This window comes from Gottfriedia sp. NPDC057948 (assembly GCF_042887255.1).
Lineage (GTDB): Bacteria > Bacillota > Bacilli > Bacillales > Bacillaceae_G > Gottfriedia.
The window spans coordinates 1-26,382 of record NZ_JBHVPN010000009.1 but is presented as its reverse complement, the minus strand read 5'-3'; the positions used below and the strand labels follow the sequence as shown (position 1 = coordinate 26,382).

24 protein-coding genes are annotated in these 26,382 nt (G+C 32.9%); 14 read left to right on the top strand and 10 right to left on the bottom strand.

Going from position 1 to position 26,382, the window contains the following annotated elements:
* Positions 1–227: 227 nt before the first annotated feature.
* The 7 genes from ACFVRR_RS14600 to opp4A all read left to right on the top strand — a co-directional run bounded on the left by ACFVRR_RS14600 (position 228) and on the right by opp4A (position 7,331).
* Positions 228–383 carry a hypothetical protein gene (locus ACFVRR_RS14600; RefSeq protein WP_387329775.1) on the top strand — a complete coding sequence of 52 codons (156 nt, stop codon included), beginning with the start codon at positions 228–230 and terminating at the stop codon, positions 381–383.
* 316 nt (positions 384–699) lie between these two features.
* Positions 700–1,137: a Dps family protein gene (locus ACFVRR_RS14595; protein ID WP_483867261.1), complete on the top strand. Its 438-nt coding sequence runs from the start codon at positions 700–702 to the stop codon at positions 1,135–1,137.
* Positions 1,138–1,694: 557 nt separating this feature from the next.
* The gene (locus tag ACFVRR_RS14590; RefSeq protein WP_335478996.1) at positions 1,695–2,720 is read left to right on the top strand and encodes an ABC transporter ATP-binding protein; all 1,026 of its coding nucleotides are present in this window, start codon (positions 1,695–1,697) and stop codon (positions 2,718–2,720) included.
* A complete protein-coding gene (locus ACFVRR_RS14585) occupies positions 2,701–3,627 on the top strand; it encodes an ABC transporter ATP-binding protein (RefSeq protein WP_097973227.1) in 927 nt (308 codons plus the stop codon). Before ACFVRR_RS14590 ends, ACFVRR_RS14585 begins: the two co-directional genes overlap by 20 nt.
* 15 nt (positions 3,628–3,642) lie before the next feature.
* Positions 3,643–4,608, top strand: coding sequence for an oligopeptide ABC transporter permease (gene opp4B, locus ACFVRR_RS14580; RefSeq protein WP_098428190.1), 966 nt, complete (start codon positions 3,643–3,645; stop codon positions 4,606–4,608).
* A gap of 14 nt (positions 4,609–4,622) precedes the next feature.
* Positions 4,623–5,528 carry an ABC transporter permease gene (locus ACFVRR_RS14575; RefSeq protein ID WP_387329769.1) on the top strand — a complete coding sequence of 302 codons (906 nt, stop codon included), beginning with the start codon at positions 4,623–4,625 and terminating at the stop codon, positions 5,526–5,528.
* 24 nt (positions 5,529–5,552) lie between these two features.
* Complete coding sequence (gene opp4A, locus ACFVRR_RS14570) at positions 5,553–7,331, top strand: oligopeptide ABC transporter substrate-binding protein (RefSeq protein ID WP_097973224.1); 1,779 nt, start codon at positions 5,553–5,555, stop codon at positions 7,329–7,331.
* Between the two features lie 439 nt (positions 7,332–7,770).
* Here opp4A and ACFVRR_RS14565 read toward each other — a convergent pair whose 3' ends face one another.
* From ACFVRR_RS14565 to ACFVRR_RS14555, 3 genes are all read right to left on the bottom strand, one after another.
* A complete protein-coding gene (locus tag ACFVRR_RS14565; RefSeq protein WP_387329766.1) occupies positions 7,771–9,180 on the bottom strand; it encodes an amino acid permease in 1,410 nt (469 codons plus the stop codon).
* Positions 9,181–9,447: 267 nt separating this feature from the next.
* Positions 9,448–10,734, bottom strand: coding sequence for a Glu/Leu/Phe/Val family dehydrogenase (locus ACFVRR_RS14560; RefSeq protein ID WP_387329763.1), 1,287 nt, complete (start codon positions 10,732–10,734; stop codon positions 9,448–9,450).
* A gap of 14 nt (positions 10,735–10,748) precedes the next feature.
* On the bottom strand, positions 10,749–11,960 hold the full coding sequence (locus ACFVRR_RS14555; RefSeq protein ID WP_387329760.1) for an ornithine--oxo-acid transaminase: 1,212 nt from the start codon (positions 11,958–11,960) through the stop codon (positions 10,749–10,751).
* A gap of 328 nt (positions 11,961–12,288) precedes the next feature.
* Between ACFVRR_RS14555 and ACFVRR_RS14550 the strand changes: the two genes are divergently transcribed.
* Both ACFVRR_RS14550 and ACFVRR_RS14545 read left to right on the top strand, forming a co-directional pair.
* A complete protein-coding gene (locus ACFVRR_RS14550) occupies positions 12,289–13,710 on the top strand; it encodes a sigma-54 interaction domain-containing protein (RefSeq protein ID WP_387329757.1) in 1,422 nt (473 codons plus the stop codon).
* A 131-nt stretch (positions 13,711–13,841) separates the two neighbouring features.
* Positions 13,842–14,111, top strand: a complete 270-nt coding sequence (locus tag ACFVRR_RS14545; RefSeq protein ID WP_387329754.1) for a hypothetical protein — start codon at positions 13,842–13,844, stop codon at positions 14,109–14,111.
* A gap of 51 nt (positions 14,112–14,162) precedes the next feature.
* On the opposite strand, the gene pheA is transcribed toward ACFVRR_RS14545, so the two are convergent.
* The 3 genes from pheA to ACFVRR_RS14530 form a co-directional block, all read right to left on the bottom strand.
* Positions 14,163–15,011 carry a prephenate dehydratase gene (gene pheA, locus ACFVRR_RS14540; RefSeq protein ID WP_387329751.1) on the bottom strand — a complete coding sequence of 283 codons (849 nt, stop codon included), beginning with the start codon at positions 15,009–15,011 and terminating at the stop codon, positions 14,163–14,165.
* A 103-nt stretch (positions 15,012–15,114) separates the two neighbouring features.
* A complete protein-coding gene (locus tag ACFVRR_RS14535; RefSeq protein WP_387329748.1) occupies positions 15,115–16,101 on the bottom strand; it encodes a LacI family DNA-binding transcriptional regulator in 987 nt (328 codons plus the stop codon).
* 258 nt (positions 16,102–16,359) lie between these two features.
* Positions 16,360–16,797, bottom strand: a complete 438-nt coding sequence (locus ACFVRR_RS14530) for a galactokinase (RefSeq protein ID WP_387329745.1) — start codon at positions 16,795–16,797, stop codon at positions 16,360–16,362.
* 605 nt (positions 16,798–17,402) lie between these two features.
* Here ACFVRR_RS14530 and ACFVRR_RS14525 point away from each other — a divergent pair.
* Both ACFVRR_RS14525 and ACFVRR_RS14520 read left to right on the top strand, forming a co-directional pair.
* Entirely contained in the window at positions 17,403–17,774 is a 372-nt protein-coding gene (locus tag ACFVRR_RS14525) for a DUF2500 domain-containing protein (protein ID WP_387329742.1), read from the top strand.
* A gap of 20 nt (positions 17,775–17,794) precedes the next feature.
* The gene (locus tag ACFVRR_RS14520) at positions 17,795–18,784 is read left to right on the top strand and encodes an NAD-dependent epimerase/dehydratase family protein (protein WP_387329740.1); all 990 of its coding nucleotides are present in this window, start codon (positions 17,795–17,797) and stop codon (positions 18,782–18,784) included.
* 139 nt (positions 18,785–18,923) lie between these two features.
* On the opposite strand, the gene ACFVRR_RS14515 is transcribed toward ACFVRR_RS14520, so the two are convergent.
* Together ACFVRR_RS14515 and ACFVRR_RS14510 are read right to left on the bottom strand one after the other, a co-directional pair.
* On the bottom strand, positions 18,924–19,598 hold the full coding sequence (locus tag ACFVRR_RS14515) for a Dph6-related ATP pyrophosphatase (protein WP_387329737.1): 675 nt from the start codon (positions 19,596–19,598) through the stop codon (positions 18,924–18,926).
* A gap of 81 nt (positions 19,599–19,679) precedes the next feature.
* Entirely contained in the window at positions 19,680–20,000 is a 321-nt protein-coding gene (locus ACFVRR_RS14510) for a hypothetical protein (RefSeq protein WP_335447288.1), read from the bottom strand.
* 142 nt (positions 20,001–20,142) lie between these two features.
* On the opposite strand from ACFVRR_RS14510, the gene ACFVRR_RS14505 reads away from it, so the two are divergent.
* Positions 20,143–20,919, top strand: coding sequence for a class I SAM-dependent methyltransferase (locus ACFVRR_RS14505; RefSeq protein WP_387329734.1), 777 nt, complete (start codon positions 20,143–20,145; stop codon positions 20,917–20,919).
* Between the two features lie 74 nt (positions 20,920–20,993).
* Here the strand turns inward: ACFVRR_RS14505 and ACFVRR_RS14500 are convergent, their stop codons facing one another.
* Positions 20,994–22,265: an ATP-binding protein gene (locus tag ACFVRR_RS14500; protein ID WP_387329731.1), complete on the bottom strand. Its 1,272-nt coding sequence runs from the start codon at positions 22,263–22,265 to the stop codon at positions 20,994–20,996.
* 232 nt (positions 22,266–22,497) lie between these two features.
* On the opposite strand from ACFVRR_RS14500, the gene ACFVRR_RS14495 reads away from it, so the two are divergent.
* Both ACFVRR_RS14495 and ACFVRR_RS14490 read left to right on the top strand, forming a co-directional pair.
* On the top strand, positions 22,498–23,643 hold the full coding sequence (locus tag ACFVRR_RS14495; protein ID WP_387329728.1) for a metallophosphoesterase: 1,146 nt from the start codon (positions 22,498–22,500) through the stop codon (positions 23,641–23,643).
* A 150-nt stretch (positions 23,644–23,793) separates the two neighbouring features.
* Positions 23,794–25,020, top strand: coding sequence for an ATP-binding protein (locus tag ACFVRR_RS14490; RefSeq protein ID WP_387329725.1), 1,227 nt, complete (start codon positions 23,794–23,796; stop codon positions 25,018–25,020).
* A gap of 511 nt (positions 25,021–25,531) precedes the next feature.
* On the opposite strand, the gene ACFVRR_RS14485 is transcribed toward ACFVRR_RS14490, so the two are convergent.
* On the bottom strand, positions 25,532–26,167 hold the full coding sequence (locus tag ACFVRR_RS14485) for an FMN-dependent NADH-azoreductase (RefSeq protein WP_387329722.1): 636 nt from the start codon (positions 26,165–26,167) through the stop codon (positions 25,532–25,534).
* Positions 26,168–26,382 lie beyond the last annotated feature (215 nt).

The window sequence follows — 26,382 nt, the reverse complement described above, 5'->3', positions numbered from 1 at the left end:
TTAACTTGTTTTTTGTTTGAGATGTTCTTCTTACTATTTTAGGTTTAACTGCTACAAATGGTGATGTCACTTGCTTTTAGTTAGATTGATCCAACCAAATAGTAAAAACATTCTATCCACATTTTAAATATGCATTTTAATTTTGAACACTTTGTGAATTTTGGTTATCTGTCCTTTTCTTCAATCATATATATGAATACAGAAAAGTTTCGAAGGGGGTTTTAACATTGGTCTATGATGTAATCATCTTTTTCTTTTTTGTAATTATTCTTCTTGGTATGATTGGATCATTATTTTTATTATTGAAAAAAGCTTTAAATGAGGATGATACACTTAGAATTGATCCGAAACTTTCCCTGCCTAAAGAAAATGAACATTCATAGAATAACCCCCATCCTTAGGGATGGGGGTATTTTACTTACTCATAAACCTGTTAAGAGTATGTTATTTTTATATTCTTTCTATTTCTGTTATGAGTAAGTACTTTTCATCTTCTAATCTCCATCCAAACCCTCAAATAGGCTGATTTTTTTATTTCAATATAAAGCTATTTACAATTTAACGTTAATTTTACTAATTGTTGTCTTAGCTATCAAATATTACCATGACTATTTTTCCCCATTATCAGTTAAGATGGTTTATATGGTTTTTTAATCTTTTACATCATTTAGAGGAGGGATTTTAATGGATACATCATCCATCTCAAAAACGACTGTTGATGTGCTAAATAAGCAAATAGCAGACTGGAATATTCTATTTGTAAAGTTACATAACTATCATTGGTATGTAAAAGGTCCAAATTTTTTCACTCTACACACTAAATTTGAGGAATTTTACAATGAGGCAAGTTTACATATTGATGAGCTAGCAGAGCGAGTGTTAATAATTGGTGGAAAACCACTAGCTACAATGAGAGAGTATCTTGATACTTCAAGCCTTAAAGAAGCAAATAAGAATATTACTTCTGATGAAATGGTTCAGGACATTACTAAGGACTATAATTATTTAATTGAAGAATTAAAAGATGGTATGGAAATTGCAGAGTCTGAAAATGATTCAGTTACTCACGATTTACTTTTAGCCATTCGAGAACAACTTGCAAAGCATGTTTGGATGTTAACAGCCTACTTAAATTGAATTAAGACTTAAGATTAAATTAAGAAAAGCAGTATAAAATAAAATGGATTATTCATCCTTTTATCTTTATACTGCTTTTTTTCTTTCCTAATTTATCTAAAATAAATATTAGTAGACATATATTTTTTAATGTAATTCTTATTTTTTCGTGTGAAAACAGGTATTTTGAACTAGGAATTTAAAACTACAAATTGTACATCAGAAATATATTTTCCACTAAATTATTTCAATTTCCGACAAAAACCTCTTTTATTCTCCTTTATTTTCAAACACATCTTTTTATCTAACTTCAAACTGTTTTGGAAACGTTTTCATTTTGTATTTTCCTTACTCTCCCTTATTTTATTTAATCTATCAACCTTTTTATCGAATCATAGTGACATTTTTTTCCTATTAATTTACTAGTTAATCTGAATTTCGAATGATTTTTAGTCAAAAAGGACTATATATTACAGAAAATGTTTTCATATTGAAACATTCGCGTAATAATATTATACTTATGAAAATTCAAAATATATCAACAATTTTGCTCATGAAATCTCGAAAGGAGACACGAAATGTCAAAACCTCTTTTGGAAATCGAACATTTAACGACATCGTTTCGTATAAACAACCAATACTATCCTGCTGTGGATGATGTATCACTAACTGTCCATGAAAATGAAGTTCTTGCAATTGTGGGTGAATCAGGCTGCGGTAAAAGTGCACTAGCCCTATCAATCCTAGGACTACATTCAAATAATCGTACAAAAATGAATGGATCGATCTCTTACAAGGGTACAAATTTACTAACGCTAAATGATAGTAAATTGAATAAAATTCGAGGCAAGGAAATCGGAATGATTTTCCAAGAACCTCTAACTGCTCTTAATCCTTTAATGACGATTGGTAAACAAATTGAAGAAAATTTAGATTTTCATACTGATCTTTCACGTTCACAAAAAAAAGAGCGTGCATTAGAGTTATTAGATCAAGTTGGAATTCCAAAGCCAGAGGTTACTTATAAACAGTACCCGCATGAATTATCTGGTGGTATGAGACAACGTGCTATGATTTCAATTGCCATTGCATGTAACCCTTCGTTCATCATTGCAGATGAGCCAACTACTGCTTTAGATGTAACAATACAAGCTCAAATATTAGATTTATTAAAAGAAATACAGAAGAAAACGAAGCTAGGCATCATTTTAATTACGCATGACTTAAGTGTTGTTGCAGAAGTAGCAGATCGTGTTGCAGTTATGTATGCTGGACAAATTATTGAGACTGGTTCAGTAGAAGAAATACTAAATAATCCATTACACCCATATACGCGCTCACTATTAAACTCTATTCCTACTACCCATTCAAAAAATCAAAGACTTCATATTATTGAAGGTACAGTTCCACCATTAGACAAACTACCTAGAACAGGCTGCCGATTCAGCCACCGTATTCCTTGGATTCAAAATTATGCTCATGAAAATCAACCTATCTTGCACGAAGTTACACCAAATCATTATGTACGTTGTTCTTGTTATAAGCATTTCCATTTCAAGAACGAGAAAGGAGCACCGATCGTAAATGTCTCTATTAAAGGTTGATAACTTAAAAGTACATTACCCTATTCGTGGTGGTATTTTTCGAACAGTTGTAGATCATGTTCGAGCTGTTGATGGAATTTCATTTGAACTAAACGAAGGCGAAACATATGGCCTTATTGGAGAATCAGGTAGTGGAAAATCTACTGCAGGTAAGGCAATACTTCAATTGACTCAGGCTACTAATGGAAGTATTAAGTTTTTAGACAAGGACTTAATAACACTAAATAAAAAGCAAATGCGAGCATTTCGCCAAGAGATTCAAATGATATTTCAAGACCCATACTCTTCTTTAAACCCTAAAAAGAGAATTATTGATTTAGTTGCAGAACCGCTAAGAAACTATGAAACTTTAACTGCTGAAGAAGAACGTGATAGAGTACTTTACTACTTAAATAAAGTTGGATTATCTCCAGAATCATTATATAAATATCCACATGAATTTTCTGGTGGTCAACGTCAACGAATTGGGATTGCTAGAGCTTTAACTTTACAACCTAAGTTAATAGTTGCAGATGAGCCTGTTTCGGCTTTGGATGTTTCAGTACAAGCACAAGTACTTAATTTTTTACAAGATTTACAAGAAGAATTCAAATTAACTTATTTATTTATCGGCCATGACTTAGGCGTTATTCGCCACTTATGTGATCGAATTGGTGTTATGTATAGAGGGCGACTTGTTGAGGAAGGCACTACTGAAGATATCTTAAACAACCCACAACATATATACACTAAACGCTTAATTGCAGCAATACCAGATATTCGTCCAGAAGTTCGAGAAGAAAAAATTAAAGAAAGACAAGAAGTTAGAAAAGAATATCAACAAAATGCTTCTTCTTACTTTGATGAAAATGGTCGACCATTTGATTTAAAACCAATCTCAGATACTCATCGAGTAGCATTACCTTAGAAAGGAGTAACGAATATGTTAAAATTTGTCATTCGCCGTATACTCATCATGATTCCCCAGCTTCTGATCTTGAGTATACTAATCTTTGCACTAGCTAAAGCAATGCCTGGTGATGCGCTTACTGGACGATCAATTAACCCAAAAGCTAATCCACAAGAAATTGAAAAAATTCGTGAAGAAATGGGTTTAAATGATCCTGCTTATGTTCAGTATTATCATTGGATTAAAAATGTTGCAAAAGGAGATTTTGGTGTTTCCTATACACATAAAATCAATGTAGTTGATGTGATTGGTGACCGTATTGGAAATACTGTATTACTTGCCCTCTGCGTGTTTATTGTAACTTATTTACTGGCAATTCCACTTGGTATTATTAGTGGACGCTATAGCGACACCTGGGCGGATAAGCTGATAACCGGATATAACTATTTAGGTTTTGCTACCCCTTTATTTATTTTTGGAATTGTTATGCTGTTTGTTTTTGGATTTTATTTTGATCTTTTCCCAACGGGCGGTAGCGTAGACCCTACGATTGCTGACGGAACTTTTGCTTATTACGTAAGCAAATTAGATCATCTTGTTTTACCAACTTTATCAGGTGCACTTATTTCAACTGTTGGAATTTCTCAATATTTGCGTAGTGAAATTATCGATACAAAAGTAAAAGATTTTGTCAGAACAGCTAGATCAAAAGGTGTTCCAGAATCAAAGGTTTATTCTCGACACGTTTTACGAAATTCATTTTTACCAATCGCTGCATTTTTAGGTTATGAGATTACTGGTTTAATTGCTGGTTCTGTATTTTTAGAATCAATTTTTGGCTATCCAGGAATTGGGCAACTGTTCGTCAAATCCGTTATGTTACGTGATTTTACTGTTGTAAATGCGCTTGTTTTAATGACATGTCTTGCAACACTTTTTGGGACATTAATCTCAGATATTATTCTAAGCATCGTAGATCCACGTATACGGATTGAATAGGGTAGGTGAAATTTATGGAATTAAAAATCGAAAATCAAACTCATATTACTGAGCAACGAAAAAGTCCATCAGGATTTAGTGTCATTTGGGCAGAATTTAGACGAGATAAGTTAGCTTTAGGTTCTCTTATCGTACTTGGCCTAATAATAATAGGTGTGTATGCTACTTCTCTTATTCTAGATCAAGATCAAATTGTTAAAGTAGACTTTCTATCAATCTATCAGCCTCCTTCCTCTACTCATTGGTTAGGTACTGACTACGGGGGACGCGATATATTTGGACAACTAATAATTGGGACAAGAAATTCCTTTACGATTGGATTTTTCATCACAATTATTACAAATCTACTAGGCCTAGCATTAGGTTTAATAGCTGGTTATTTTGGTGGTTGGGTAGACAGTGTCGTAATGCGTATTATTGACTTTTTCTTATCCTTACCAACATTAATGTTAATTATTGTATTCGTAACAGTTGTACCTAAATTCTCAATCATAAATTTTGTCCTTATTATGAGCCTTTTTTTATGGACAGGTAAAGCAAGGTTAATTCGTTCAAAAGTATTATCAGAGAGCGAATTAGATTATGTGGCAGCAGCTAAAGCAATTGGCACACCGAATTGGAAAATCATTATCTCACACGTTTTACCAAATGTAAGCTCTTTAATTATCGTTGCATTCACTTTAAACCTAGCAGGAAATATTGGAATTGAATCTGGTCTTACCTTCCTTGGATTTGGTTTACCAGAAAGTACGCCAAGTTTAGGAACACTAGTTAGTTATGCAACAAATCCTGATGTTTTACAAAATAAGTTGTGGATATGGTTACCTGCATCGTGCATGATTTTAGTGCTCATGCTGAGTATAAATTTCATCGGTGAAGCGCTAAAGCGTGCAGCTGATGCTAGACAAAGAAGAGGTTAATTAAAAAATAAGGAGAGTGGAAATATGAAAAATGCAAAAAGCTTTACTAAAGTATTAAGCGCAATGGCAGTATCTATGATGATTCTTTCAGCATGTAAAGGTGGCGACACAAAGACTTCAACTACTACTAAGCAAATCGATCAAGCTGCTTTTCCAATTAAAGTTTCAAATAACAAAAAATCGGTTTCAGGTGGCATTTTAAAATATGGTTTAGTTTCAGATACGCCATTTGAAGGTATCTTAAATACAGTTTTCTATGAAGGCGATCCAGATTCTCAAGTTCTTCAATTCTTTGATGAAGCACTTCTTTCAACAGATGAAAACTATATTTATGACCAAGATGGTGCTGCTACATATAAATTAAGCGATGACAAAAAGACAATCACATTAAAAATTCGCGATAATGTAAATTGGACGAATGGAGATCCAGTTACAGCAGAGGATTTAGAATATTCTTATCTAGTAATTGGTAATCCAAAATATACAGGTGTACGTTATGACTCACAAATGTCTATGATTGAAGGTATGGAAGATTATCATAACGGAAAGGCAAAAAATATTTCCGGTGTTAAAGTAATTGATCCTAAAACAATTTCAATTACATTTAAAGAAGCTAACCCATCTGTCCTTACTGGATTATGGACTAACCCACTACCTAAAAAATATTTAGGCAATGTGCCAATCGATAAATTAGCATCATCTGACCAAATTCGTAAAACTCCTATCGGCTTTGGACCATTTAAAATTAAAAAGATCACTCCAGGTGAAGCTGTAGAGTTCGAAGCGAATAAAGATTACTGGAACGGTGCTCCAAAACTTGACGGTGTACTTTTAAAAGTTGTTAATCCAACTATTGCTACATCTTCTCTAGCTAACGGAGATATCGATATCGCTTCTGTTTCAGCTGACCAATATGATCAAGCTAAAAAATTAAAAAATATCCAATTAATCGGTAAAACTGAGTTAGCTTACTCTTACATTGGATTTAAATTAGGTCATTACGATGCGAAAAATGGTGTAAACGTAATGGATAACCCAAAATTCCAAGATAAGCGTGTACGTCAAGCAATGGCTTATGCCCTTGATAACAAATCAGTTGGGGAAAAATTATACAAAGGATTACGAGTGCCTGCAACATCTGTAATTCCACCATCATTCCCTAAATACTTTGATAAAGCATTAAAAGGATATACTCATGATCCTGAAAAAGCTAAAAAATTACTAGACGAAGCTGGTTACAAAGATGTAACTGGAGATGGTTTACGTGAAGATCCAAACGGAAAACCGTTTAAAATCAACTTCGCTTCTATGAGTGGTGGCGATATCGCTGAACCATTAGCACAATTCTACTTACAATCTTGGAAAGAAGTTGGCTTAGATGTTCAATTATTAGATGGACGTTTACATGAGTTCAACTCATTCTACGATATGGTAGAAAAAGATAATCCAAAAATCGATATTTTCGCAGCAGCTTGGGGAACAGGTTCTGACCCAGACCCATCTGGAATTTGGGCGAAAAATGCACCATTCAACTACGTTCGTTGGGTAAATAACGACAATGATAAACTATTAAAAGAAGGTATTTCAGCAAAAGCATTTGATGAAAAATATCGTCAAGAAGTATACGATAAATGGCAAGAGCTTGTAAATGACGAAGTGCCAGTTATCCCTACTCTATTCCGCTTTGGTTTAGATGGAGTTAATAAGCGCGTTAAAGGTTACGACTTAACAGCTGGTCAAGGCTTCCAAGGTCACTTACAAGACATCACTGTAACAAGTGCAGAGTCTGAAAAAAATAAATAAGCTGTAAAAAATGTAGCTGTCCCTTAAGTCAACGTACTTTTGGGACAGTTCTTTTTTGTGTATAACTCATTAAGAATACATTAGCATAACAGTAAAAATGTGGATAAGTAACTACCCCCTTCCTTTCTGTACTGAATTACTGAAAGTTATTAACAAGTACATGCGAACATTTGTTGATAGTTAATGCTGGATCAGTTGAAAACAGTAATACGATTATCAAAACAGTGGATAAGTAGCTGCTTTCCTCTTCAAAATCAAAAAAAATATTAACGAAAATATGCACACTGTTGATAAAATTGTGAAATTTGTTAATAAAGTAGTAATTTTTATTCAATAAGCTAAACCTGTTCAACTAGAATTCAAGAAAATAAAAAAACTCGCTAGTAGTAACTTACTAGCGAGTTTTCACCAATTTCTTGTGACAATCTCAAAACTATTATTAACTTACTTTTTTATTCTCTTCTTGCTCGTGTTTTTCAATCTTATGCTTAGCAGATAAATGATAATAAATTAAACATGCAATCATAAATGGAACACCACAGTACAATGCAATGCGTTGGTCTGGGATAAATGCAAGGCTAATAATTACAGCTACATTTAAAACAAAAGCAACGATTGGAACGAATGGATAAAGAGGCGTTTTATATTTTAAATCCTCTAATTTTCCACCTTCTTGAATGTATTTCTTTCTACCTAACAGATGTGATAATGCAATGCTTGCCCAAACAAATAAACAGCCAAATCCTGCAATTGATAGCAACCATAGATAAACAGTGTCTTCTGCGTAAATACCACTTAATAAAGATAAACATCCAAAAAACATACTAAAAGTTAAAGCGTTTAAAGGTACACCTTTTTTAGTTAATTTACCTAATTTAGCACTAACCATTCCTTTTTGAGCCATTGAATACATCATACGTGATGTTGCGTATAAACCAGAATTAGCAACTGATAGAACAGCTGTAATAATAACAAAGTTCATAATATCTGCCGCATATGGAATACCGATGTTATCAAATACTACTACGAATGGGCTATCTACTAAACCAGCTTTCTCCCAAGGGAATAAGCCTGCTAAAACAAATATTGATAAAATAAAGAATACTAGAATTCGCCATACAGTGTTATTAATTGCTTTAGGTACTGCTTTTGCTGGATCTTCACTTTCACCAGCTGCAATCCCTACTAATTCACTTCCCTGGAATGAGAAGTTAACTGCAACCATTGTGACCATTATCGCTAAAAAGCCTTTCGGGAAAAGTCCACCGTGGTCTGTAAAGTTAGTAAGCATTGGAGCTTTTGACCCTTCTACTGGTACAATGCCAAACATTACTGCTCCACCTAAAATAATAAATAAAATAATTGTTACTACTTTAATACTTGCAAACCAAAATTCAACTTCAGCAAAACTCTTAGTTGAAAGTGCGTTTATTGCGAATAATATTACCCCAAATACTACACACCAGATCCAAGTCGGTACATCTGGAAACCATCTCTTCATTAACATACTAACTGTAATTAACTCTAAACCGATTGTTACCGACCAGTTTAACCATGCCATCCATCCAACTACATAGCCTGACGCTGGTGAGATATATTTAGTTGCATAAGTTTGATAAGAACCTGCATCTGGTAAATTAACTGCTAATTCTCCTAAACATAGCATTGTTAAATACATTACGATTCCACCTACTAAGTAGGCTAATAATGCTCCACCTGGGCCAGCTTCACTAATTGTATAGCCTGATCCCATAAACAAACCTGTCCCAATTACTCCCCCAAGAGCAATCATAAACAAGTGTCTGCTTTTAAGCTCTTTCTTTAACCCCTGTTGTTCTTGTTGTTTCATGAAAGTCCCTCCTCTAGATGTAAATTGTGCGTATAAGTTAAAATATTCTGATATAACAGAATATTAGCTCCCCTAATTTACTTTACCGCACACAAAAGCGCTCTAAATTAACTTATTTTGAAACTAAATTATCAGACAAAATTTGAAAGCGTATTCAAATTATTGTACCGAAATAATATCTTAATTATAAAAATAGAGTTTATTATCTGTCAATACAATATAAGTGCTCCAGATGGAATTTCCATCTGGAGCAAACCAATTAATCTATTAAACCCATCCACGGAAACGAGATGCTTCCGCCATTTTGCGAATACCAACCATATATGCAGCTAATCTCATATTTACATTGCGATTAACTGAAGTTTGGTAAACACTATCAAATGAACGAACCATTTTTTCACGAAGTTTTTGAGCAACTTCTTCATCAGACCAGTAGTAACCTTGGTTATTTTGAACCCACTCAAAATAAGAAACAGAAACTCCACCAGCACTTGCTAGTACGTCTGGAACTAATAAAATTCCACGCTCTGTTAATATTTTAGTAGCTTCTAGAGTAGTAGGACCATTTGCAGCTTCAACTACGATTGATGCTTTAATATTGTGAGCATTTTCAATTGTAATTTGGTTTGAAATTGCAGCTGGAACTAAAATATCACAAGGTTTTTCAAGTAATTCTTTATTCGAAATTACATCAGTAAATAAGTTAGTTACTGTCCCGAAGCTATCTCTTTTTTCTAGTAAGCTATGAATATCTAAACCGTCTGGATCGTATAATGCGCCAAGTGCATCAGAAATACCGACTACCTTTGCACCTGCTTCAACCATGAACTTCGCTAAGAAGCTACCCGCATTTCCAAATCCTTGAACAATGACACTAGCACCCTTTAAATCGATTCCCTTACGTTTAGCAGCCTCTTCGATACAAATTGTAACACCTTGAGCTGTAGCTGTTTCACGTCCTTCTGATCCACCTAATACAAGTGGTTTACCAGTAATAAATCCAGGAGAATCAAATTCTTGAATTCTACTATATTCATCCATCATCCAAGCCATAATTTGTGGGTTAGTATATACGTCTGGAGCAGGAATATCCTTTGTTGGTCCAACGATTTGGCTAATCGCACGAACATATCCTCTACTTAAACGCTCTAACTCATAAATTGACATTTTTCTTGGATCACAAATGATACCGCCTTTTCCCCCACCGTATGGTAAATCAACGATACCGCATTTTAAGCTCATCCACATTGATAAAGCTTTTACTTCGTCCTCATTAACCTCAGGATGGAAACGAATTCCACCCTTTGTTGGACCTACAGCATCATTATGTTGTGAACGATAGCCAGTGAAAATCTTCACTGAGCAATCATCCATTCTTACCGGAATTTGAACTGTTAAAAATCGTAATGGTTCTTTTAATAACTCATAAAGTTCTTTTGAATAACCAAGTTTATGAAGAGCTTCTGAGATTACTTCTTGAGTAGACTCAATTAATTCTCTTCCTTCTTCTTTGATTTTGTTTTGTACTTCATTTTGTGGGATTGTAGTTGTCATTTTTATCGCTCCATTTATACAGTTGCTTTATATTGGCTAAATACTTCGTTAATTTGTTGAATTGACCAGTCTAAATCTTCTTTTGAAATAATTAATGGTGGTGCAAAACGAATTACTGTATCATGTGTTTCTTTACATAATAAACCTTGTTTCTTTAATGCTTCACAATAAACACGTGCTGGTACATGAAGTTCAACACCAATAAATAATCCACGTCCTCTAACTTCTTTAATGTGAGGATGATCGATTTCTTTTAATTTTTCCATAAAGTAGTTTCCAAGCTCATTTGAACGCTCAGCTAACTTCTCTTCTTCAAGAACTTCTAAAGCAGCTACAGAAACTGCACAAGCTAATGGATTTCCACCAAATGTAGATCCGTGAGAACCTGGCTCAAATACGCCTAAGATTGAACGATTTGCAGCAACACATGAAATTGGGAATACTCCGCCACCAAGTGCTTTACCTAAAATGTACATGTCAGGAGTTACGCCATCCCAATCACATGCAAAAGTTTTACCAGTTCTACATAAACCTGTTTGAATTTCATCTGCAATAAATAATACGTTTTCGTTTTTACAAACTTCAGCTACTTCAGGTAAGAATCCTTCTTTAGGGATATTAATTCCAGCTTCACCTTGAATTGGTTCGATTAAGAATGCAGCAGTATTAGGCGTAATTGCAGCTTTTAATGCTTCAATATCGCCATATGGAATTAACTTAATTCCTGGTAAGAATGGTCCAAATCCACGTTGATAATCTTTTTCTGATGATAAAGAAACTGCAGCCATCGTACGACCGTGGAAGTTTCCAACACAAGCAATAATTTCTGCTTGGTTTTCCTCTACACCCTTAACATCATAAGCCCATCTTCTAGCAGCTTTAATAGCTGTCTCAACAGCTTCAGCACCAGTGTTCATAGGTAAAATCATATCTTTGTTCGTAACTTTTGCTACCTTTTCATACCACTCACCCATGTTTTCACTATAGAAAGCACGAGAAGTTAATGTAACTTTATCAGCTTGATCTTTTAAAGCTTGGATAATTTTTGGATGACGATGCCCTTGGTTTACAGAAGAATATGCACTTAACATATCTAAATATCTGTTACCTTCAGGGTCTGTAACCCAAATACCTTCAGCCTTAGAGATTACTACTGGAAGTGGATGATAGTTATTAGCGCCATATTGATTTGTTTGTTCAATGATCTTTTGAGAATTAGTTGTCATTTGAGTTCCCCCAATATTATTGATTAATTTTTAGTCTCTTACTAAAAGAATAAGCAATTTCCGTGCCAAACATGTTAAATAAATTAAAATTCACAAAATGTACTTATTCTAAGCGTTATTCATCCTTAATCATGATACCGTTTTCAATTTACCGCAAAATATTTTTGCATTCAGGCGCAAAATTAATTAAAATATGCATAGAATATTTGCAGCAAAAAACGATTAACAAAGAAAATTAGCACATCCGGAAAAAACTGCCTTTTTATCTTACCAAAAATAGTTAGAAGTGCAAATTTTTTCTATTGTTATAATGAAAAGAGAGAATTATATGAAAAATGATAAGCAAAACTTTTTAGCTGTTGATGAATTATTACAATTAATATTAGAAGAAATTGATATCGGTATACATGTAGTTGATCAAGATGCAAATACAATGGTGTATAACCGCAAAATGATGGAAATCGAAATGATGAATGAAGAGGATGTCTTACATAAAAACCTTTTAGATGTCTTCACGTTTCAAAAAAACCAATCGAGCACCTTACTTGATGCCCTCCAAAAAGGTAAAGTACGAAAAAATATTAAACAATCTTATTTTAATAATAAAGGAAAAGAAGTTACGACAATCAATGATACTTACCCAATAATGAAAGAAAATAAAATTATTGGAGCGATTGAAATGGTTCGCGACGTGACAGAATTAAAGCAATCTGTGCAGGAAGGCATTCTTCAAAACAGAAATACACGTTATACATTTGAACAATTAATTGGAACATCTGAATCATTTAGAAACATAATTGCAGCTGCAAAAAGATCTGCCAAGACCTCTTCATCAGTATTAATTGTTGGAGAAACTGGGACAGGTAAAGAACTATTCGCTCAAAGTATTCATAATGCTAGCAAAAGAGCAACAAAGCCATTCATTTCTCAAAATTGCGCCGCTCTTCCAGAATCCTTAATTGAAAGTATTCTTTTTGGGACAAAAAAAGGGGCATTTACTGGGGCAATTGATAAGCCTGGATTATTTGAAGAGGCAAATGGTGGAACATTATTATTAGATGAAATTAATTCACTTAGCCCTAACTTACAGGCTAAACTTTTAAGAGTTATTCAAGAACGTAAAGTTAGAAGAATTGGTGAAATTAACGAAAAAGAATTAGATGTTCGAATTATTGCTACGATAAACGAAGACCCTATTGAAGCAATCGCGAATAATCATTTACGTAAAGACTTATATTACCGCCTAAGTGTCGTTTCATTATTTCTACCGCCACTACGTGAACGCTTCGAAGATATATTATTATTAGCAAACTTCTTTATTCAAAAATATAATCGTCTTTTCGGCCATCGGGTAACTAATTTAGATGAAAATGTAACAAACTTCTTCCTGAATCATAACTGGCCAGGTAATATACGCGAACTAGAACATATGATTGAAGGCGCAATGAACTTAGTAGAAAATGAAACAACTATCTCTGCAACTCATTTACCAGCTAGATTTTTTAACGAAAAAAGAAATACAAGTGCTACTCCACTCGTTCAACAACAAAGAGACGTTACATTACATCAGGTAGAATCAATAGATGATAAATCAAATTTAAAAAATACTTTATTGAACAAAGAAAAACAACATATTATAAATGTTTTAAATGATCACAACGGCAATATTACACAGGCTGCAAAACAATTAGGCATCAGTAGACAAAATTTACAGTATCGTATTCGTAAGTTTAATTTATTGAATGATTAAGTTTTATTTTCATTAAACATTACGAATTCTATGTTTCCAGTACGGTTTAAAATGCAAATCTGCCCAAACCTTCCACTTTTGTCCTGCATATTTTGATTATGTAAGACTCATAAGTAAAGGAGGTTTTTTATATGTCGAATGAACATGAGTATCGTCCACATGGATTTGGTGGCGGCGGCTTTGGACACGGTGGATTCGGAGGCTTTCATGGTGGATTTGGTGGCGGGTTTGGTAGACCTGGATTTGGATTTGGTAGACCAGGGTTTGGATTTGGATTTGGACGTCCATTTTTCCGTCCATTTTTCCCATTTTTCCCATTTTTTTGGGGTGGTTATGGTTATGGCTATCCTTACTACTATTGCCCACCAGGATACTATTGTCCTCCCCCTTATTACTACTAAAAATGTAAAAATAAAAAATATAAAAGAGAAGGCTTATAAACCTTCTCTTTTTTATAGTGAAATTGTTGAATAACTTCCTACAACATCAACTGAAAAGCCTAAAGCTTCCAATTCTTGCTTTACTCCAGGTAATAATACTTCATCGTAGCCCATCTCAACATCAATAATGAAAAAGTAATTTCCTAATCCAGTTTTCGTCGGACGCGACTCGATTTTTGAAAGGTCAATCTTTCTCCATGCAAATGCAGAAAGTACTTGGTGAAGCGCACCTGCATGATTCTCCGGCATGTTAATAACTAGAGTTGCCTTAGTATGTTTAGGTTGAAAATAACTTGTTTCAAAATTAGCATCTTGTCTTTGCAACACAACAAATCTTGTGTGGTTATATGAATTTGAATGAATATCTGAAGCAACAATTTCTAATCCATATTTCTTTGCAGCAAATTCGTTAGCGATAGCCGCTATACACTCATTAGATTGCTCACTAACCATTTTAGCCGCAGCACTTGTAGAAGTAACTGGTTCTAACTTTGTATATTTATATTGATTATGCAAAAATGTGTGACACTGAGCTAACGCATGAGAATGAGAATAAATCACCTCAATATCCTTTACTCGATGTGCTTGTCCTTTTGCCATCAATAAATGCTGTCTTATCGGTATAATAATTTCACCAACCATTTTTAATGGCTGTTCATGTACAAGATAATCAATTGTTGTGGTCACAGATCCTTCAACCGAATTCTCTATTGGTACGACAACTAAATCAACTTCACCTTCCGCAACATTATCCATACAAACAGGAATACTAGAATAAGCAATATGTTCATCATTCTTAAATACAGACCGAACAGCAACATGTGTAAAAGTCGCCTCAGGACCTAAATACCCAACCTTCACGTTCCCACTCCTTTTAATTTTTAATTATACTAAAAAGAGTTAAGATTAAAAGCAAAATGTTTAATTTTTAGGAATTATCTTACAAATTTCGCAAATAGTTGCTTTAAAGGCTACTTTGACGAATCTTTAACGTCGTAGGAACAATCACTTTTTTAGCTACTTTCCTGCCTAAAAGTCTTTCCATTAATAAATCCACTGCGGATTCACCCATCAATTCAGTGTAAACCTTCAAAGTACTTAAGCTAGGAAAAAGATATTTTGAAAACACGAAATCATTCATTCCGATTAAATTTACTCGCTCTGGTACTGATATATTTGCTTCATGAAGTGCTCTTAAACATCCGACAGCCATCGTATCACAACCAATTATAAATGCTGTTGGTAAATCTCCACCTTGTTCTCGAATTGCTTTGTTCATCAAATTAAATCCTGCTTCAGCTGTAAAGTCACTTAAGTAAAGATTCTCTTTGCGAAAGAGTCCCTTTTCTTCCAAATAATTTTTAAATGTTTTCACACGGGAATTAATTTTTTGACCTTGCTTCTTATCATATTCGCGTCCACCTATATATCCGATTTTTTGATGTCCATGCGATATAAAATGATCTAAAATTTTTATAATAGCATTCTCATAATCTGTCACAACAGAATCGTATTTCTCCTCATCTGGTGAAAAATCAACAAAAACGATATTTTTCGATACTTTTTTCAATGAGCTAATTTGCTGATCATCAAACTTACCTAATGCAATCACACCAAGTATTTGCTCATCTAACATCCCCTTTTCATTTCCACGAAAAAAAGTAGAAATGTGCAAGGAATGTTGTTCACACTTATTTTCAATTCCAAAACGAATTAGCATATAAAAGAGATCACTTAATTCTTCATTACCATGATCGCCTTTAACTAGTGCGATTTTAGCAATATTCTTTTTTACTTTCGATTTTTTCTTATATGAAAGCTTTTCTGCTGTTTCAAAAATTCTTTGTTTTGTATCGTCACTTACTGATAGTGCAGGGTCATAATTAAGCACTCGTGATACAGTAGCAATCGATACCCCTGCTTTTTCGGCAATATCTTTAATTGTAGTCATTACAACTCTCCTCGTAACCTTCCAATCTGAATTGTTTTCGAAACTATTACTTTAATATTAACAGTTGAAGGTTGTACGATTATTCATTAAATATGGAGAATTTTTTACATATTTTATTTTTTTAAAATCTAGATCGTATAATTAAGTTTTATTTAAGCAAATTTGAAATAATATAATTTACATGAGGAGAATTTAATTTTTCCGGAGTAATCTTAGCTGTTTTTTACTTGTTGAAAATATTGATGTGGTTTCTCTTTTCTATTCGTATAATGTTTTTAACATTGTATCTGTTAACGCTTCAACTGATTTAGTTGAAGATAGCCCTACTTCATTTGGAAGATTACTGTAAATCAGTATGTCCATCCCCCTATTGATTCGATACCCTGCTTGTTTTAAATAACTTATCACTTTCTTTAAGTAGCTAGTCCAGTCATGCTTTATTTCTTCACCTAAATCATTTAAAGAAATTTCAATGATTCCTAAATCTTCAAAGTTTAAGGATACTAATTTAATTAGTTGCGTCTCTGTTCTAGACAAAAGCACATAAATGCCAAATGATTGTGAAGTATTGCGACCTTTTCCAACAAAGTCCGTAAGTTCTTCGATTTCGTCCGAATGGCCTGATACAAAAAAAACGCGTAAATTAGAATGACTGTAATACTGATTGTAAACTGATATTAAATCTTTAACATTCATTTCCTGATCACTCCTATAACTAATTTTCCATAATCCCTACCCGCTTTTCGATTAGATAGTAATAGATTTAAATTATCTAACCCTTTATCTCCTTGCTAGCCTTATTTTATTGATCACCATACTAGTTTTAAAAGCTACTACCATGGCGATGGAACATAATAGAGAAAAAAGAGTTCTATTAAAAGTATCCTACTCCCCTGGATATTATTGGTCAATAATTAATCCAATTAAAATTTACTAAAATGGAAGTATTTTTTACTTAGTTTTTTATTCTGTCACAATTAATGTTCATATAAGGAAAATAACGAGATTTACACTTAATTTAAAGCTTTTTTGTGTTGTAGTTCTATTAGATTATTAATAGTAATTATTTTACATTTTTTACTAACCGGATCGATTTTAGCGTTATATCTATATAACAAAAGAAATAAAATTCACTAAAATAATTTAACGTTTACAATACAGCTCCAATTTTATTAACTTGTTGAAAGAAATAGGTTTATTACTTTCAGAAAATTTAATAAACTATATATAGAGAGACCGATTTGACTTAAAAAGGATTAAGAAGTGTGAGACTTACAATTTATTAAAAGGGGGTCTTAATAATGTCAGGGTTTGATGCAGGTTTTGATATTTTTAAAATTATTGCTTTCGTATTTCCAATCATTTTCGTCTTCGTTTTTGCAGGTATATTTTTTGCACTATTAAAAGGATTAAAGCAATGGAATTATAATAATAAACAACCCAAATTATTTGTCACAGCAAAAATAGTTACTAAAAGAATAGATTACGTTCAGCGTGCTAATACGAATCAGTTCGCTCATTCCTCTACACATTATTATGTTACACTTGAAGTCGAATCTGGAGACAGAATTGAATTTCAAATTGATGGGTTCATTTATGGTCAATTAGTAGAAAATGATACAGGAAAACTAACTTTCCAAGGAACGAGATTCATAAACTTTGAACGACAATAATTTCTTTTCGGGGTGGAATAATGAATGTTTTCATAAGTGGTGCCACGGGTTTTTTAGGAAAACATACGACTAAAAAATTAAGTGAATTGGGCTATTCCGTTATAGCCTTTGGAAGAAATGAGGAAGCAGCTAAATTTTTCAACAAGATGGAGAATGTCACCTTTGTCAAAGGCGATTTGAATGACTCTGTCTTATTAGAAGAAAATATAAATAATGTAGACTATGTAATCCATTGTGCTGCACTTGCAGCACCTTTTGGACGTTTTTCTGAATTCGAGAAAACAAATGTTGAAGGGACAAAAAATATTGTTAAAGCTTCACTTTCAACAGATTTAAAAAAATTTATTAATATTTCGACCCCGAGTGTGTACTTTACTAGTGAGAGTCGTAAAGATGTTAAAGAAAGTGATCCGCTGCCATCAAAACACTCTAATTATTACGCTGAAACAAAACATATTGCAGATTTAATTATTGAAGATGCAATTGAAAAAGGATTACCTGCAATCTCACTAAGACCTAGACAAATTTTCGGACCTTTCGATCATACGATTTTCGGAAGATTTATACAGATAAATGAAAATGGAGGAATTCCATTAGTTCATAAAGGACAAGTTCTAATGGATTTTACTTATATCGATAATGTTGTCGATATGATCATCGCATGTATGAATGCAGATAATGTCTTTAATGGTGAATACTACAATATTACAAATGATCAACCTCTTTATTTAATTGACGTGCTTAAACAGCTCTTCTTTGCCTTAAATAAAGAGTTAAATACAAAAAACATCTCACCAAAACTACTGTCATTTATCGCGTTGAATTCAGAACTAATTGCGAGGATTACTAACAAACCACCAAAAGTTTCCAAGCATATTGCCAATTTCTTGAGCTATGACTATACACTTAATATTGAAAAAATCAAACGTGATTTAAACTATGAACCTAAAGTATCAATTAGTGAGGGGATTAAGCGCTATGCTGACTGGTACTTAACTACAAATAATTGAAAGTAAGACAACTAAAACAAGCTAAAGTCACCTAAATTAAATATATTTAAGTGATTTTAGCTTGCTTTTGCTAATTTCTCTAAAGCAATGATAATAGCAATCTCAAACTATATTTTCTTTATAAAAATTCAGTGGAAATCTATTTAGTTGTTTCTATTTCTTTAATATTTAAAGACCATAATCCACTATTTAGAATTGTATCCGCATCTACTATATTTAAGCGTTCTTTGAATAATGGGCCATCAATTACAAACGTATGATATTCTCCGCTCTCGCCCATTAAACAGATTTCTTTGCTAATGAATAGTTGTTTTAAGTCGTCATTTAGGTTCTTACCTACGATCGTAGAATCAAAAATATTCTCTTTTGCCCTACAAATAATTGCATCGTATCCAGTCTCAAGCCATTGATCTAGTAAATTAGTAGTTTCACTTTTCTTAATCCACACTGGGAACATCGGTTCAAGTCCCACCTTAGTTGCAACTAGTTCATTCCATTGTCGATCTTCCTCGACATATAAAGTACCAAATGCAATCGCAGAAAGATCAAATTCCTCTTTTATTGTTTTTAGTCCATTAATCATTGACTCCTCGTATTTACCTGCTGAGTCAATCATGACAAGAGGAATACCAATTGCATCAGCTTGCATTTGTAAGAAATTAAGCGGCGTCCCGTGCGCATGATTTCTTTCATCCTTTTTCGATACCATTGATACTAGACATGCCACTTCATATTTATTTTTAATTAGTAAGTCTAATGCTAAACAACAATCCTTCCCACCACTCCAAGAAACTGCTACTTTACGATTGTTCACTTATATCATTCTCCCTTAACATTAAAGCGATGGAAATCATAAAACTTCCATCCATAGCTTATAACAACAAATTTTAAGTTATTAATTTTTTAGTAAACTTTTAACGTATGACATACCTTTTATTGCATAATCAAACCACTGTTGATCCCCGTATGGAATTTCAACCCATTCTCTCATAGGTTTCCCACCCATTGGGTCAAAGTTCTTTGCTCCGCTTAATGTTAAAGCTGTTGCAACATCTTCTGGCTTTAACTTTACAACAATATTAGGTTCATTATAGAATACAAAAACTTTACCTTGTATTTTTAATCCTTTATGGCCAAAGATACTTCCTTTTGATGCTTCATAGTGATTGATTAGTTCAGTTCTTAAGCTTTCAAATCTTTCGATTGTACCTTCCATTTTCACCATTCCTTTTTATCTAACGCTTTTCTTAATAAAAATATCTTATTAATGCCAATAACTTATTGATATTATTCAGTGTAATATCATCGACTATACTAGTAAATAGAAGCACCTAAATCAAATTTAAGGAGGGAATCAAATGGCCATCAACTTCCACGATGCACAAAATAATAAGACTTATACAACTAGAGAGGCTGATCAATCTTGGATTCAGTTAATGAGTGATAACATTGATTTGTTTGGAAAGGACGCAGTTGATATAGGTTGCGGTGGAGGGATCTATTCGAAAGCTCTCTCTAAGTTAAAAGTAAACCACGTTACGGCGGTAGATTTTTCAGAGGAAATGCTTAAAGGTGCTGTTGAAAACTGTAAAGACTACAGTAATATTTCTTTTAGTAAAGGAGATGCATATCATACTAAGCTTCCATCTTCAAATTATGATGTAGTTTTGGAAAGAGCTTTAGTCCATCATTTAAATAATTTAAATGCCTGTTTCACTGAGGCAAATCGTTTACTAAAAAAGAACGGAATATTGATCGTACAAGACCGGACGCCAGAAGATTGTTTACTTCCTGGAGATGATAGCCATATACGAGGTTATTTTTTTGACCTTTACCCAAAATTGAAAACGAAAGAAATATCAAGAAGATATGATACGCAAGAAATGCACTCAGCATTAGAATCAGCTGGGTTTCATATAGAGAACACAGTAAAACTTTGGGAAACAAGACGTATCTACGCTGACCTAGAATCACTTCGGAGTGATTTATTACTTAGAACAGGTCGATCAATTCTTCATGAACTCACTGATGAAGAGCTAAATCAATTAGTGAAATTCATCGATTATAAGCTTCAGCATCAATCTGCTATTATTGAAAAAGACTATTGGACGGTTTGGTTTGCTAGAAAGATATAATATTATAGACAATACTCACATTAATAGAAACGCTTAGTCTAAATTTCATAAGCGTTTTTCCTTTTCCCAATAGGTCAAACCAATTTACTGTCTTTAGGCTCAACTTTTGGTAGTTTAATCGTTACTTTTGTTCCTTCATCAACGCTACTCTCGAAGGTGATTGTTCCATTCATTGCTTCAATGATTCGAACAGAAACTGTTGTCCCTACGCCAGTTCCCTTTTCCTTAGTTGAATAGAATAGCGTACCAATACGTGAAAGCTGTTCTTTAGTCATTCCTTTTCCATTATCTCTAATCGTAATGACCGTTTTATCTTTTTCTTCGTGTAGCTTCGTATGTACATATCCCCCTGAGCTAGTTGCCTCAATTGCATTTTTAATTAGGTTTATTAGTGCTTGTTTAAATTGATTTTTATCTGTATTTATAAATGTTTCGACCTCTGTATCACCTTTTAATTTAACATTTTGCTTTAACGCTAAAGGAACTAATAAGGTGACTACATCTGAAACGCATTGCTTTAAATTGAACGTTTCTACTTTTTCAAATTGTGGTTTGGCAAAGTTTAAATAATCATTAATGATCCCTTCTGCTCTACCTAATTCGCTTAATACTAGAGGCAAAAATTCCATAGACTGATTATCTTTGCTTTCTTGCATTAATTGTAAGAAACCCTTAACAACTGTAAGTGGATTCCTAACTTCATGAGCAATAGAAGCTGCCATTTCACTTAACGTATTAAGTTTCTCAGCTCTTTGGATTTCTTTATGTAGTATTTTATTTTCAATTAGTGTTTCAATCAGTTTTGCTCCTAAAGTAATTGCGATTAACTCTATTACAATAAAAATAAGAACTAACCCAAATAGTCTGTAATCACTTTTAAAACTAATCTTATTTACGAATAAAAAAGTAAATAAGATTCCTAGTTGAACTAAAGCTGGCCATAAACTAATAAGAGTTGTTGCAATTATTCTCTGTTTAGGCTTAAATGTCCAAAACCATTTAAATAAAATTAAAGACCCTAGTGAGGATAAGGTAATACTGATCATACCAAATATGATAGCGTCTCCACCTAATATGATTCTAGCTAATAAGATCGCTAAAAAAGTCACGATCCCCCAGCGATAGCCACAATAAAGAAACGCAAGAGTTAGTGGTATATATCTTAAATCCCAAAATAACCCATATGCTGGATATGGAAAGGCCATGCAAAAAAAACCTGCTACAGCCTGAAACATGCCAAAAAGATAAATTTTATCTTTATAGCCATGTCTTTCATAAATAATACTGTATATTAAGATTGGACTTAATATGATTAAAACATGTAGCAAAAGTTTTTCGATTAACACGTTTTTACCCTCACTAGATTCGAAATTTTCGAAATATAATTAACATAAATATAATACGACAAAACTTCCAAAAATCCTTTATTTTACCCTATTAACTCACACTATTTTTCATTTTCTGTCGATTAATATTTTAATGCTATTTTTAAATTTATAGAAAGTGAAAAAGGTGCGTTTATAAGTTTAAACATTTATACTAGAATTACCATACCACTATCGTATGAAAGGGATAAATATGAATAAAAGAATAGTATTAAATATTATTTTGGTTATGATTTTCTTTTTCCTAATTAATTTTTACATAGGTCTTAATGGATGGATTTATATTAATGCTTTGCTAAGTAGATGGACGAATCCAACAATAAAAATAATCTATTGGATCGTATTTCTGTTAATAACTTTTGCGTACATTCTTTCAAGAGTTTTAAAGAGTAAGCTTCCTACTTCATTCTTTAAACCGATCCATAAAATTGGAGCATACTGGTTAGCCATCTTTTACTATTTAATTTTCTTTGTGATCGTTGCTGATTTGATTGGACTGATTTTAAGCGAATTTACATCTTTCAAAACAAGTAGTATAACTGTGATACTTGGAACAATTGTCATATTATGTGTCACAAACCTTATCGTAAAAGGTAGAAAAAGTGCACTAGACACACAGATTGTTCATTATGACATTAATGTTGATAAACCAAATGAAAAGTATAAAGAACTATCAATTGTACTAGTTTCGGATTTACATTTAAGCACATTAGTCACGAATCAAAGATTAGAGTTTCTTGTTGAAAAGATTAATAAGCTAGCTCCTGATTTAGTCTTAATTGCTGGAGATATTATTGATGAAGATATTACTCCTTTTGTTGAGGAAAATATGATTCAAACGTTGAAAAAGTTAAAACCAAAGATTGGAATATATGCAGTCCCAGGTAATCATGATTATTACGGTGGACATTTAGATTTACTTGCCAGGCATTTAAAGGATGCTGGTATTCATATTTTATTAGATGAGAAAGAACTAGTTGATAACAATTTCTATATCGTTGGTCGTAAAGACCTTGCAAGTAAAAAGCGCTTAGATTTACATGAACTACTTGAAGGAATCGATCATACAAAACCAATTATCTTACTTGATCATCAGCCCTATCATTTAGAAATACCAACTCAATTAGGCGTAGATTTACAAGTCTCTGGACATACACATCGCGGCCAGTTTATGCCTAATCACTTAATTACCCGTCGACTTTATGAAGTTGATTGGGGCTATTTACAAAAAGATCGCTCACACTTTGTCGTTTCATCAGGATTTGGAACTTGGGGACCTCCAATTAGAACAGGTAACCCTTCTGAGATTGTAACGATCACTGTTTCATTTTCTAATTAATTTTCAGGACCTTATCACACACACTGAAGAGACCAAAAAAACATTTTTTTGGTCTCTTTTATATTAATTTTGTCAAAATTTATCTATAAATAATTTTCTGAAAAGTGTAAAATATTATTGAAAGTTTCTTTTCAGAACGGAGATTGAAGCATGAAAAATACAGAGTACTACAACAAAAGGAGCCGTCGAATTTATATTTTTTTTATGGCTTCACTCACTTCTTTATTGCTAGTAGGAATTACACTCTCTCCTTTAACTTTTAAGGATCATCCAATTGAACTTATAATTCAAATTATCTTAATGTTCATTGTTATTTTTGCTTTATTCAATTTTGTTAAAAAAGATAACACATTTTCAAAAGTATTATTTACAACCATTTCTTCACTATATGTGTATATTAAATTTTGGACATACCCAGACACATCAACAATGTATAGTTTTGTAGCAATCATTCCAATCTTTACGATCTTTTTATATAATCGCATAGCATTTTATATCGGTTGGGTATTAAATATACTAATTGGCCCTACTTTTGTATTACTAATCTCATTCACCAATCTAAAAGAAAAATATTCTTATATAGCATTAGACCCTGTCGGCAATATATTAGAATTCCTAGCGATTCAATTAATACTCTTATTTGTATTTTTACAAACAGAGACGAAGGTCATCGCTCTAGAAGCCAATCACAAGGAGATACAACACGCGAAACAATTAAATTCGATTGGTCAACTAGCTGCAACGATCGCACATGAAATTCGAAATCCAATTACTGTCGTAAAAGGTTTTGCACAACTATTTCAAAAAACAAAAACAATGAACCCAGAAGAAAAATACTATGTCGATACGATGCTAAAAGAATTAGAATACGCTCAAATCATTATTAATGATTATTTATCACTAGCAAAACCTCAAACTGAAACGCTACAAGTCGTAGAAGTAAATAAAGAAATATTGAATGTAACTGATTTGCTTGCCTCGATGGCAAATAGTCAAAGCATCGGTTTCCATTTAAACTTAAATCAATTGCTTCATACAAAAATAAATCCGATTGAATTTAAACAAGTTCTCGTTAACTTGATGAAAAACGCCATTGAATCAATGCACGAAGCCGGATTTATTTCAATCAATCTATTACAAGAAAATGAATATGCACTTATTGAAATCATAGACACAGGAATTGGAATGTCCCAAGAAACAATTGAAAAGCTTGGCACTCCCTTCTACTCACTAAAAGAAAGAGGCACTGGGATTGGATTAACCGTCTGCTTCAATATAATCGAAAAATTTAAAGGCAAAATTAAAGTAAGTAGTAAGGAAAACGAAGGATCCATATTCCGGATTTATTTACCGATTTGGCAATGTGAAAATGAATGAAGAAAAACCACAAACTTAAATGTGGTTTTTCTTTTTAGATTAAATTTGGAGTAGGTGGTTCATGAGGACTTATAAACGCTAATATTTATATTTAACTTACTCATAACAGCCTCATGAGGACTTATAAACGCTAATATTTGTAATTTACTTACTCATGACAGGTTCATGGGGACTATAGATGCTAATATCTCTATTTAACTTACTCATGATAGGTTCATGAGGACTTATAAACACTAATATTTGTATTTAACTTACTCATGACAGGTTCATGAGGACTTATAGACGCTAATATTTGTATTTAACTTACTCATGATAGGTTCATGAGGACTAATAAATGCAAATATCTGTAATTTACTTACTCATGACAGCTTCATGAGGACTTATAAATGCAAATATCTGTAATTAACTACCCATAACAGGTTCATGAGTAAGTTAAAATACTAGAAGACGATAATTCCTGATCATAACTGAAAAAAACTCACCAAAAAAGTGAGTTTTTGTTCTAAACATATTAAAAATCCTTTGCAGTTTCCTTAGCTTTTTGAATTGCTTGTTCTTTAATTTCTTGTGCTCGGTCTGGGAATTGATTTTGACCTTCTACAAAAATTCCATTAAAGTCTTGAACACCTAAGAAGCCCATTATCACTCCAATATAGCGATGTCCCATTTCAAGGCCTGCAGCTGGACCTTCTGAATAAACCCCACCACGTGCTTGGATATGCAAAGCTTTTTTACCACCTAATAATCCTTCAGGCCCATTAGAAGTATATTTGAAAGTTTTACCAGCAACGCAAATCGCATCAATATAGTTCTTCATAATTGGAGGGAATAAAAAGTTCCATAAAGGTGTAACAAATACATATTTATCTGCTTCAGCAAATTGAGTTACAATCTCGTTTAATCTTCCTACTTTTGATTGTTCACCTGAAGAAAGTGTATCAAATGATCCTCCAGATTGAAGTTTCCCCCATCCTGCAAATACTTCGGCATCAATATGAGGAATCGTTTCATTATAAAGGTCAACATGTACTACTTGATCATTCGGATGTGCAGCTTTATAACTCTCGATAAATGCATCACCAACCGCCAAACTGTAAGAAGTAGACTTATCGTGCGGATGTGCTGTGATATACAATAGTGTCGTCAAACGAATTTCCACCTTTCATTCTTTACCTTTTTAAAAGCACGATATTATCATCTGTCATTTCCGATTAAACAATACAAGTATTTATAAAAAAAACCTTTACTCCAATGGTAAAGGTTTTTGTCAGAGTGTTGAAAAATAACTTAGTCAATAGATCTAAGCATATAATTTTAGAAAAAATCCCCTTTGTAGGAAAATTATTACTACAAGGGGGATTT

Coding starts and splice junctions, on each gene's coding strand:
- ACFVRR_RS14590 (WP_335478996.1), top strand. CDS start 1,695: ATGTCAAAACCTCTTTTGGAAATCGAACATTTAACGACATCGTTTCGT.
- ACFVRR_RS14585 (WP_097973227.1), top strand. CDS start 2,701: ATGTCTCTATTAAAGGTTGATAACTTAAAAGTACATTACCCTATTCGT.
- opp4B (WP_098428190.1), top strand. CDS start 3,643: ATGTTAAAATTTGTCATTCGCCGTATACTCATCATGATTCCCCAGCTT.
- ACFVRR_RS14575 (WP_387329769.1), top strand. CDS start 4,623: ATGGAATTAAAAATCGAAAATCAAACTCATATTACTGAGCAACGAAAA.
- opp4A (WP_097973224.1), top strand. CDS start 5,553: ATGAAAAATGCAAAAAGCTTTACTAAAGTATTAAGCGCAATGGCAGTA.
- ACFVRR_RS14565 (WP_387329766.1), bottom strand. CDS start 9,180: ATGAAACAACAAGAACAACAGGGGTTAAAGAAAGAGCTTAAAAGCAGA.
- ACFVRR_RS14560 (WP_387329763.1), bottom strand. CDS start 10,734: ATGACAACTACAATCCCACAAAATGAAGTACAAAACAAAATCAAAGAA.
- ACFVRR_RS14555 (WP_387329760.1), bottom strand. CDS start 11,960: ATGACAACTAATTCTCAAAAGATCATTGAACAAACAAATCAATATGGC.
- ACFVRR_RS14550 (WP_387329757.1), top strand. CDS start 12,289: ATGAAAAATGATAAGCAAAACTTTTTAGCTGTTGATGAATTATTACAA.
- ACFVRR_RS14545 (WP_387329754.1), top strand. CDS start 13,842: ATGTCGAATGAACATGAGTATCGTCCACATGGATTTGGTGGCGGCGGC.
- ACFVRR_RS14535 (WP_387329748.1), bottom strand. CDS start 16,101: ATGACTACAATTAAAGATATTGCCGAAAAAGCAGGGGTATCGATTGCT.
- ACFVRR_RS14530 (WP_387329745.1), bottom strand. CDS start 16,797: ATGAATGTTAAAGATTTAATATCAGTTTACAATCAGTATTACAGTCAT.
- ACFVRR_RS14525 (WP_387329742.1), top strand. CDS start 17,403: ATGTCAGGGTTTGATGCAGGTTTTGATATTTTTAAAATTATTGCTTTC.
- ACFVRR_RS14520 (WP_387329740.1), top strand. CDS start 17,795: ATGAATGTTTTCATAAGTGGTGCCACGGGTTTTTTAGGAAAACATACG.
- ACFVRR_RS14510 (WP_335447288.1), bottom strand. CDS start 20,000: ATGGAAGGTACAATCGAAAGATTTGAAAGCTTAAGAACTGAACTAATC.
- ACFVRR_RS14505 (WP_387329734.1), top strand. CDS start 20,143: ATGGCCATCAACTTCCACGATGCACAAAATAATAAGACTTATACAACT.
- ACFVRR_RS14495 (WP_387329728.1), top strand. CDS start 22,498: ATGAATAAAAGAATAGTATTAAATATTATTTTGGTTATGATTTTCTTT.
- ACFVRR_RS14490 (WP_387329725.1), top strand. CDS start 23,794: ATGAAAAATACAGAGTACTACAACAAAAGGAGCCGTCGAATTTATATT.